We start from the raw sequence: 10,551 nt of genomic DNA, 5'->3' as shown, positions 1-10,551 counted from the left end.
GGTTGTCTGGTCCGCTCTCCGGTCGGGGCTGCGCCCCTCCCTACGATCAGACCAGACAACCGATCCTACCGGCCATCATAGTCGCCGCTCAACCGGCCATCGTAGTTGTCGCCGCGCACTGGAACAACGATAGTTTTGCTCCTTCATAATTTGAACGAGCGAGGCCTGTTGTTGCGCTGGTAGCTCGCCAACACCGCCCGGGTAAATGCTCTGCATCTTGTCACCAAAGAAGCCCATAAGGGGCGGCCTGGCTGTTTTCAGCAGGTGGTCCAAAAGTGTTGAGACCACCAGCGGGTCAGTGTCCTGATACTCATCAACAAAGATGAACGGGAAGCGCGCTGCGACCACTTTGGAAAGCAGTGCATGATCGCGGAACATGACATGTGCCACACCAAGAAGGTCGTCGTGAAAGATACGACCCTCTAGGAATTTCGCTCCACGATCAGAATAGGCGATTGATGGCACGTTTCTCAGAGCGTCTTCAAGCTCGACCTGATCCTGCTTTCTGCGGCTGGACACGGGCAAACTATCATTAAAAGTAAGCAATGCCGTCTTAAGTTCCTTTTGGAACGGCTTGATTGCAGCCCAGAGAAAGTCGTGAATAGTCGACACGATAAATAGCGGGTCGTGTTCGGTGCGCTCCACAATCTCGTTTTTCGCCACATTCGTGAAGGTGATGCAGGCTACCCGTTGACCGTCAGCGATCAAAGTCGATCGGTCAGGCCCGCGAATGTAGTCGAGCGCACGAATGAGCGAAGATGTTTTGCCCGAACCAGCCCCTGCGTCGATCACGAAACTCTGCCCTGCCTTCAGGCATTCCAGAATCTTTTCGTCGGCTTCGGTCATCATTGCGAAGGATGCTCGGCGAGCCAACGGAGACCCTGCTTTATATAGAGTGGCGTTTCCCAGCCCGGAGCAGCAATGAGGTCGAGGGCAAAATCAACCTTGCCGAGTTTGGCGCTCAGTTCCCACGCCTGCTCAACGAGGCCCGCATTGACGGCCTTATTGACAGCAGTTTTTGTCGTGCTGAGCTTGTCGCAATTCGCAGAAAGCCAAGCGACATTGGCATAGATGAAGGCCTCCTCAAATGACCTGCCGCAACGACCGTCTTGTGCAATTTGGTACGCAACGCGAATGCAGCCTTGTGTCTTCTCCGCTTCGTCACAAGCGTTCAATTCGTCGACGGTTTCCTTCGCAGGAATCCACTTTCTCAGACAGGCATTGCTTGTGCCCTTGCCTTCTGCAACCGGGCATTTCTCCTTGTTGTCGTCGACGGAATCGAGGTCAGTGATGATGAGGCTTGGAATGCCGAGAAAGTCGATGATCGGCTTAAATTTGTGAGCATGGCCACCACCGACTTCGGAAATGCTGATATACTGACTGCCGAGAGTTTCGCAGCCCGCCAATTTGGCCTGCTCCTCCATCATCATTGGTAGAAGCAAGCGTTCTACCTGACCCTCGACGAAAATCGCCTTGTCAGCAAAGAACAGGTCACAGTGAGTCAGCCGAATGTAACGGCGCAGGAAATCGAGGATATCAGGATCGTCATCGGGCAGTGGCAGTTTTGACAGGTCTTTTACCGCTACCTGACGCCCGACACGACGGAAGTATCGCACGGGCTCAAATTCAGATTGAGCAATCATGTGCGATGAATGCGTTGACAGAAGAACCTGCGCGGTGCTGCCGCCGTCCGTCTCTAGAGCCTTTGAGATTTCGCTGATAAAAACCGTCTGCATCTGTGGATGCAGATGTGCTTCTGGCTCTTCGATTGCTATGATGTGGACTCTTGGCTTGTCCCCCTGCGTTGCTTCAATGGTAGCGCGGAAAGACTCCAACTGAAGGACGATGTAGATAAGGTTCTTATAGCCAAGGCCATTGTATTTCTCAGGAAGCTCGAACTCTTCCATCACGCCTTCACTCCCGGCGTGTTCGCTTGCGTAATAGATGCGCGCGTTGTCGCGATAAATCGTCTCAGCACTCAGTTCTGCACGGACTCGAAGGTCTGGTGCCTTTTGGCCAGGGGGATAGCCAAAGCTCTGAAGGCGTGTGGTCAAGCGGCCAAAGGCCTTGCCATATTTGCCAGTAAGATCGCCCGCACTTTGAGTGAGGGCATCTTCAATTGCCTGATACCCCGCAGCATCATCCACCTGATAGAAGCGCTCATAATGATCATGCAGGAGTTTGGAGAGTTTGGCCGAGCGGCTCCCCTCATCGTCATCGACGTGCCGCTGCGCAGGCACAATGTCGATGCGGAGGAGGGATTTTAGAAGCCCACCGTCATCGAGCTTCTCGACCTCTTTGCCGTCCGGCGACACTTTAAAGAAGACTCTTTTGAAATGTTCCCGGAAGTTATCTTTCAGGAAGTCGCACAGAGTAGTGTCCTTGCGGGGCCGTGCTTCGAAATCGTCGACAAGTTTTTTCGCGTTTTCAAGAGCATACTCGATGCGCATCCGCACCATATTTGTGCCCGGCGTCAAATCCATGAGTAGCTGGGTTGCAGCAACCAAGTCGGCTGGCTCTTCGTCATAGCTGAAGTTGAGGTCGAGCCGCATGCGGGGCGCAAAACGCTTGAGAAGTGCGACCTTCCTCTCATAATCTGCCTCTGTTGCAAGCAGGCTCTCAATCTTCTTTAGATCGCGGTGACGAAGCTGGGACAGATCATGAAAGGAGATTTTGGGATTATCGGTCCCGGAGCCAATGAATAGGCGCAACGCCTCCATGACGGACGTTTTGCCACTATTGTTGGGTCCTACGAAAATGGTAGTCGTTTTGCCGTGCGCCAAATCGACTGCCAAACGGCGAAGCAACCTGAAGTTCCTGATTCTTATGTTTTCAAGGCGCATCGGGACGCAATCTCTGGGCGGTCATGTATGTTGATAGGTTGGCTTGGCAACCATCCTGACACAAGAGGAAAGAAATTAACTTTCAAATTGACCCAACTTGGCGGTGCGATCATCAGCGCTGGCACACCGTTGGTGAGGGTAGGACGAAGTGCTGCTCCCGCAAGCGCGATTCAAGCTGGCACCGGAACGGCTCGAACTATGGCCATGTCGTCGGCAGATAGTCCGAACAATGCCGAAACACGGCTTTCAATGGTGACTTTCAAGGTCTGGGCATTGCGCTCGTGAAGAGTGCGCTGATGCGGCGTCCTCGCCCGCTCGGCAGCGTCAATGGCGTCGATGACTTGAACCACAAGTGCTTCGATCTCGGCGCGCTGGGCAGGCGTTGCTGGCGGCACTGGCAAATGTTCGATAAACTGCTTGCCGTGCGAATAATACCCGCCACGGAACGCGCTGGTATGCGTGCGCACCATTGCCTCGCAGAGGGGGTGATGCAGGACAGCGAGCAGAAAGTGGTTCGTTTCGTCGGCACCGGGCATGGGACGCACCATGTAATATGGTCCATTGCCGCCGCCCGTCATGATCACGTTGGATTCGTCGTAGGCGTAGCGTGCATCAAGCGAGAGTATGGGTAAGATGATTTTCGGGCTGTCGAATTTGGTGAGGCTTTGGGAGCGGCCAAATTGGTAAAACTGCTTTTCGTTTGCGGCCCCGCCGACAATGTTACGGTTCTCAAGATCGGCTTTGCGAGCTGTCAGATAGGCCAATGCTCCCGGATAGTCGCGGGCCATCTCGTCGGGTTGAAATAGACGCGCTGCGACTTTTCCATTGGGCCGCGTGACCATTTCGTATGGAAAAATCATCCAAGCGTTTGCTTCGGCGCGTCCGTATGGGAACAGGCGCTGGTCATGGAGACATGGCTTGAGGATACCGCGTTCAATGGGCCAGTCGCGGTTATTCCACGAGAGAGTAACGGTATGCCTGTCCTCGGCACTGGCGCGAAAAATGTAGATCGGGTCAGCACTGGTCTGGACGCCAACGAAAATCTCGGCAGCGTCCCTCAGCTCTCGGTTGCACAAGGCACGGACGCGATCAAACAGGGCGCGGGTATCGGCGTTGGCGAATTGCCAAGGCTCCTCGCCTAAATTTGCTGCGGCTATCCGGCTTTGTTGTCCAGCTGCACCATAGCGCCACGGATCGAGACTGCGAACTTGCTCAAGCAGCGTGTCGGCAGCACCGGCGCGGTCCAGAAAGAGAAGGCAGGTATAGTTGGCAATGTTGCGACCAAACACAGGCTGTGCGCCAAAATGCACAATCTCTTCGACGATGAGCGGGGCGGTTATCAGACGGCGCAAGGTGCGGCCCGCCTGGGTGGTCATAAACTTATGTGGGACGATGAAGCCCAGCCGCCCGGTTGGCTTAGTGAGTGCCAAGGACCGCTCTATGAAGAGCGCATATTTGTCGAAATTGTCCTGCCTCGCTGTCGTGTAGGGCGAGGCCGGGTCATGATAGAAAGCAGCCTCCTCCGGTGAGTAGGTCTGCATGTTCTGAATGCGGATGTAGGGAGGGTTTCCGACGATAGCGTCAAAGCCGTCCGCTGCGATCTCAGCGGGAAAGGCGTCGGCCCATGTGAAGGGATTGACCTGTTCTAGCAAGCGCGCGGGAAGTGCTCCGCGCGCCGCCTGCCATTCAACTTGGCTGACCAGACTATTGCCCGCGTGAAGTGTGGCGTCCAGCTCGGGCAATGCGGGAATTCGTGCGCGCGCCACGAAATCGCGCAGGCCTGCGCCGCTTTCATCCTCAATCAGTTTGAGAAGCAAGCTGAACCGCGCGACCTCAACTGCGTTGGGATCGATGTCCACGCCGCGCAGGTGTGCGAGGAGTATGTGGCGTTTCTCCTCAAACGTGAGCCGCCACTGTCCAGCAGCAACCTCGTAGATGCTTTTACCGATATGGCTATCGCGGTCGTTGGCCTGATACCACGCAAGATAGTGGTCGGTCAGAAACTCGAATACCGACAAAAGAAAGATGCCGGAGCCGCAGCATGTGTCGGCGACGGTGAATCCGGCCAGGTCGGCGGGTGACTTGCCCGCAAGCATCGGCGCAAGCGTGCGCTCAACGATAGCGTCCACGATATAGCGGGGTGTGGGCACAACGCCCCCGCTCTCGCGGATTTCCGGCTTGAAGGCGATTTCCACCTCGCCAGCGGCGTTGAAGGTGATGACCTCGCCAAGAAACTGCTCGTAAATCTCGCCCAGCACCTCGGTTTCGACAACGGCGAAGGTGTAAGGGCTTTGGGGGTAATAGAGTTCGTCGATGATGGCGCTGAGGACCTCATCCGATATCCGTATGCCAAGGCGAGCATCATCGAGCAGACGGAACAGGCCAGAATCGTAGAAGTCATCGGCACGACGCAGCTCAACCATCAAAGCGTCAAAAGCATTGGCGGCAGCAAGGCCACGCAGCGTCTCGTAACGCTCAATGTCGCGATCTTCGCAAATGCGAAGAAACACGATGCGAGAGAGAAAAAGCTGAACGGCGTAGGTCAGCTCGGGTGGACTGAGGACTGGGTTGTGCCGGTGAATGTCAACGGCAAGGCGTTCGCGCCATGAACGGACTTGGCGCAAGAAAAAATCGTCAAACTGATTGGCACCATGCCGGGTGACATCGACTGCAAATTCGCGGTCGAACTCGCCGGAATAGACCGCCTCGCGGGAAAGCAACGGCCAAAGCTCGTCAAAGCGGGCTTCGAAATCCTCGTAGCCGACAAGCATCCGACGTGCGACGTGCGCTTCATCGGTTTGACTCGGCAACGGGACGCAGTCGTAAATGGCGAGCTGATGGAAGTTCGTCAGAACGGCGATAGGAAGGCTTGCCGAATAGCCGTAGCGCCGGGTCTGGAACGCCGCGTCTCGGCTTCGATCAATGCGAACGCTGGGCTTCTTGGCCTCGATGAACAGCTTGCGCTGGCGTGCCAAGCGCAGTTCATAGTCGGGCCGTTTGGACAGCTTCTCTTCGCCGACCTCGACGGTGGCTTCCTCGATGACCTCTCGCAAGCCAAGGGGTTGCCCGGCAACGTTATGAACATCCCAGCCGAAGGCCTCCAAGAGAGGCGTGATGAAGTCCGTGCGCGCCTGCGTCTCGTTGTAAGCTGCACTCAGGTAATCCGCTTCATTGCGCTGGAAGGCGCGAACAAGCTCTGCGACGCAGGCGCGGGCTGCCGCTTTGCCCCCGTCTCCACTCATCGGCTGGCGCTACGCCGCCGCGACATGCGGCGGTCGCGCATTTTCGTCCACGCGCCTTTGAGCAGGGCGCAGTCAGCCGCTGACAGACCCATGTGACCCATGAGAACCGCGCGGGCGTTTTCCTCAAGAACATCATCTAACCGTCCCGCCCGGGTCAGGCGGTCAGCCTCAGCAAGCGGCATTGCACCGTTAAGCGTGGCGGGCATCAAGAGGCGCTCCGCCTCGGTTGGTTCAAGTTCAAGAACTCCGCCGCCATAGCTGCGCCCCTCAATCTCAGCTGACGCTGCGGTCAACCAAGAATAGGTATTGGCGATGATGCGCTCGGGCTTTGCGCCCTTACTGCTCAGGCGATGAATGGTGTCGGTGGATGTGGCTTCTGACGCATTCAGCACCATACGCGGAAAGTCGTAAATCTGCCGGAAGGCGAAACCGTCGGGAATCCATACGGACGGCACGGCATACCACGGGCTGCGGATCGAACACTTGTAGCCCTTATGAAACTCTTTGCGTTCCCCCTCCTCAATATAGCGGCGCAGCTTTGGACTCAAACGCGCCGCCTGAGCCGGGGCAATGGTCAACAGATGGACGCGGTCACCAGCAGCGGAGAGTGATTTCCAGTCAGCTTTGCCGATCCGTGCACCCTTAAGCTGCACGGATCGCGAGACGAGCGGGGTCGTATATGCAGCCAGCTCCATGTCAGCGACTTGCTCGCCGGTGAGCACGAAAAACTCGTTCTTGCCTGTGACCACACCAACGTTGATGTGAGCGTGGGCCGACATTGGTGAGGTGATCGCTGAATCGCGAAGCTCGCGCATGAACTCGATCTGTTTGTTGTCGAGGAAGTATTTGAGCCACTTTTCACTGTCATGGCGAATGACCTTGGGCTGGGCGCTCTTCAAGAAGGCGGCTGGCGCATAATCGGTGATCGCCGCTACCGTATCGGCCTCAGTCATGGCCACGCGGCATGTGTTTGTTTCTGACGCGCGCGCCAAGGCGCCATCGGCCAGCAGCAACACGACTTCTTGCTCGGCCTTCTCAAAAAACAATTCGTTGCACGCCACCACGTCGATGCGCTTGAAATGGTCGGTCAGGAACGAGCGAAGTTGTGCCGCATATGTGACTTGGAGGATCTCCGCAGGGAGAACCAAAGCAAGCCTGCCGCCCTTCTTGAGGCTGGCGGTCGCAGCGACCACAAATGGCACCCAGATATTGGTTAGGCGATTCGGTGTCAGACCTTGCTCGCCCATGATTGCCATCGCCAGCGTGCGGTGCGGCTCGGGAAATGACTGGTAGCGAATGAAAGGTGGATTGCCGATGATGACATCAAAGGTTGGCTGCGTGGCATTCTGCCACCACGCGAAAAAGTCCGATGAAACGACGGTTTCATCTGCGGCAGGACCAAGCAGTGGCTTGAGCCTTTTGCGGGCGCTGCGTGCTTCGCTGGCGACGATTTCAACGCCGCGCACGTTGGCAGCAATTTGTGCGGGTTTGGCTCCGAGCGCGGTTAAGCGATTGGCTGCCGCTTCAAGAAAGGCACCGTCGCCACAGCTTGGTTCAAGTATGGTCTCATTGACGTCGCGGACTGCCCAGGCACAAAGCCATTCGGCCACATTTGCAGACGTGTAATAGCCGCCGCGCAGCTTGTCGGTATCGAGGTCCGCATAGCGGCCTCGCGGCGCGGTCGGTACTTTAAGCGCCACAGTCATTCTCTCCCCACGTGCAACAGCGGAACGTCATCTCGCAGAAGCCTGTCAATGGCCTCGCGGACGACCCACGCGGCTGATACTCTATTTTTGCGCGCAATCTCGTTGAGCTCGCGATATTGCTCGGCTGTCAGACTGACAGACAGGCGATGGGGTGACTTTTCTTCCTGAGCCTGAGCGGCGATTGGCATGGCTTGCTTCACTTTTGCATCGGATTGCACCACCTTACACCAAAGCGGTGCAGCCGCCAGCAAATATTGCTTGATTTGTCGTTTTCTGGGCTGCTGAATTGCCGGAAAGCAAGTTATCCGCTGAAATACAGGTCCAGCAATAAGCCAACCTTATCGACAGCCTGCAAAATCTGCCGGTCATCAAGGTGTGCGTATCGAGCCGTCGATCCGATTTTGGCGTGGCCAAGTAGCTTGCCAATCATAGGCAATGTCTCCGACATGGCAGCTGCATGGCTGGCGAAGCTGTGCCGAAGATCGTGCAAACGAACGTGCGGCAGGCCGACCTTATTTTTCGTCAATCGAAAGTGATAATCGACGGAGTTTTTCAGGGTATCAAGATCGCCGCTCCAAAATACGCGATTGTGTTTTGGGTGCCGTGGCAGGGCGTCAATCAAAGCCCGGACCTCCTCACCCACCCAGACCGTGCGAGGGCCGGTCTTGCTGTTGTGAAGCAACAGGCGTCGTCCTTTGACCTCACCCCACGTCAGGCCAAGGATTTCACTCCGGCGGCATCCAGTTAGTGCCAGGACAAGAATTGCAGTAGCTTGCGCCGGATAATCGCGCTTCAAATCTTCCAGCGCCGCGCCAAGTCGGGCAAGCTCGTCGTTCGACAAGAAGCACTCATATTTGCGACGCCGGTTTGGCCGAATGCCTTGGCAGGGATTCGAGCATTCTTCTCGGTAGCCCCAAGCCTCCGCTTTGTTCATCATCGTTCGCAGAATTTCCAACGTCCGGTTGCCCGCACCGGGTCCGCCTGTGTTGCTAACGCGGGCAAACCATTTGACCACCTCGGCATGGGTGATTTCATCGGCAAATCGCTTGGGGAAAGCATCGTCCAGATAGAGGCGGCGATAACAGTCATTGGTGTAGCGGGTCAGAGGTTTCCACTGAACGGCAACTTTTTTCCAAAACTCTTCGAGGAACACGTCAAAGCGCGGTGACGCCTTGATGCGCTTCGCAGTGTCGGCGGGGTTCTCACCATTCTGGGCGCGCAACAAAATTCTACGCGCAACGTCCGTTGCCTCGGCATCGGTGAACAGGTTGGCGTTGCCAAGCGTCATCGTGCGAAGGCGACCGCCCATTGCAGTCTGCACGATGTACACCCTTCTACCTGTGGAATAGTGACGGACGCCGAAACCGGGCAACGTGGTTGACCAGACAGTGCGGCGGGGACTCCCCCACCTGCCAGTGCCTTTGAAACCGACGATGCCAACGGTTGCCAGTTCTTCCGCAACAATGCGGGCAAGGCTGTGCGCTGTCATGTCCTAACCCCCAGCGCGGATGCAATCGACGAGCAAACGCGCGTTGCCGCCTCTATGACGGCCCCATCAGCAAGATGAGCATAGCGCGCGGTTGTCTCGGGCAAGGCATGGCCCAAGAGCTTGCCAATAAAGTTCAGCGAAATACCATCGCGGATCGCAACAGATGCAAAACTGTGGCGAAGGTCATGCAAGCGCACATCGGGAAGCGCCGCCCGCTTTCGCAGCATTCGCCACACCGGGTCCAAATTGAACGGCTTGGTCGGTTTATATGGTTTTGGAAATAGCAACCCCGACAAAGAGCGGTTCGGTAGCGCATCAATCACTGCCTGCGCCTGACGGTTGAGATAGATCGTCTTCGCACCCGTCTTGCTGTCTGGCAGAAAAATGCGGGGCGGCTTGATGTACTCCCATCGCAATCCCGCGATTTCTCCACTGCGCGCACCCGTGTAGATCAATAGCCATATCATCGCGACCGGAAGCGGAAGTTCGCCTTCCGCTTCCCTCAATGTCGCCGCAAGGCGGCGATATTCCTGCGCGCTAAGGTAGCGCTCGGACAGTTCACGCTTGTAGCGCGGTGTCCCTCTGCACGGGTTCGAGCCTTTGCGCCGATAGCCAAGCTGCTCGGCATAACTGAGCATAACCGCAAGGACTGGCAGCGTCCGGTTGAAAACACCCGCCCGCGCCGCCATACCGTCTCGCCACCGGTTAATGTCGCTCCGCGCAATAGCGGCAAGCGGCATGTCACCGAACACAGGCGTAAGCTCGCGCCGGATTGCGTATTTGCTTCGATAGAGCGTGGCGGGTTTCCAGTGCCGTCCATAGTCCTCTAAAAACTCGTCAACATAGCCGCTGAAAGTGACCGCTTTCGGCAAAGTGACCTTCGCTTTGGTCGGCAATCCGTTTAACTGGTTCGCCGCGAGAATTTTGCGGGCGCTGTTCCGCGCTGACTCGGCGTCCACTTTGCTGACCGGGCCAAGGCTGACTGTTCGGACGATCTTGCGTTCCCGATAGCGAACAATCCAGCTTTTGCCGTTGGGCGGACGAAACCGCAGCCCAAAACCGGGCAACTCGCTATCCCAAAGAACCTCGCTGCGACGTCCGCAGTTCCGGCGAGCTGTATGGCCAGTCAGTCTTACAAGGGGGTGTTGGCGTGTCTTGCTGGCTTGGCAGGACCGATTCGCGGCGGCCTTTTGGCTGTCGATTCTGGCGATCACATAGCCATAATCAATAGGCCGGATGGCAAGGACGCTTTCCGACTTTACTCTATCATT

Annotated in this window: 7 protein-coding genes; all 7 read right to left on the bottom strand. The window is 56.6% G+C overall.

Annotation, left to right across the window (positions count from 1 at the left end):
- Window positions 1-75 precede the first annotated feature (75 nt).
- Window positions 76-849 carry a UvrD-helicase domain-containing protein gene (locus POM99_RS16375; protein WP_277279559.1) on the bottom strand — a complete coding sequence of 258 codons (774 nt, stop codon included), beginning with the start codon at window positions 847-849 and terminating at the stop codon, window positions 76-78.
- Window positions 846-2,843: an ATP-dependent nuclease gene (locus POM99_RS16370; protein ID WP_277279558.1), complete on the bottom strand. Its 1,998-nt coding sequence runs from the start codon at window positions 2,841-2,843 to the stop codon at window positions 846-848. Before POM99_RS16370 ends, POM99_RS16375 begins: the two co-directional genes overlap by 4 nt.
- A gap of 170 nt (window positions 2,844-3,013) precedes the next feature.
- Complete coding sequence (locus tag POM99_RS16365; RefSeq protein ID WP_277279557.1) at window positions 3,014-6,085, bottom strand: Eco57I restriction-modification methylase domain-containing protein; 3,072 nt, start codon at window positions 6,083-6,085, stop codon at window positions 3,014-3,016.
- Complete coding sequence (locus tag POM99_RS16360; protein WP_277279556.1) at window positions 6,082-7,791, bottom strand: Eco57I restriction-modification methylase domain-containing protein; 1,710 nt, start codon at window positions 7,789-7,791, stop codon at window positions 6,082-6,084. Before POM99_RS16360 ends, POM99_RS16365 begins: the two co-directional genes overlap by 4 nt.
- On the bottom strand, window positions 7,788-8,042 hold the full coding sequence (locus POM99_RS16355; RefSeq protein ID WP_277279555.1) for a ribbon-helix-helix protein, CopG family: 255 nt from the start codon (window positions 8,040-8,042) through the stop codon (window positions 7,788-7,790). The genes POM99_RS16360 and POM99_RS16355 overlap by 4 nt, the downstream gene beginning before the upstream one ends.
- 50 nt (window positions 8,043-8,092) lie before the next feature.
- Complete coding sequence (locus POM99_RS16350) at window positions 8,093-9,280, bottom strand: site-specific integrase (RefSeq protein WP_277279554.1); 1,188 nt, start codon at window positions 9,278-9,280, stop codon at window positions 8,093-8,095.
- Complete coding sequence (locus POM99_RS16345) at window positions 9,277-10,494, bottom strand: tyrosine-type recombinase/integrase (protein WP_277279553.1); 1,218 nt, start codon at window positions 10,492-10,494, stop codon at window positions 9,277-9,279. The genes POM99_RS16350 and POM99_RS16345 overlap by 4 nt, the downstream gene beginning before the upstream one ends.
- Window positions 10,495-10,551 lie beyond the last annotated feature (57 nt).

The sequence above is a fragment of the Novosphingobium cyanobacteriorum genome (assembly GCF_029436685.1).
Classification (GTDB): domain Bacteria; phylum Pseudomonadota; class Alphaproteobacteria; order Sphingomonadales; family Sphingomonadaceae; genus Novosphingobium; species Novosphingobium cyanobacteriorum.
This window is presented reverse-complemented; position numbering and strand designations above follow the sequence as displayed.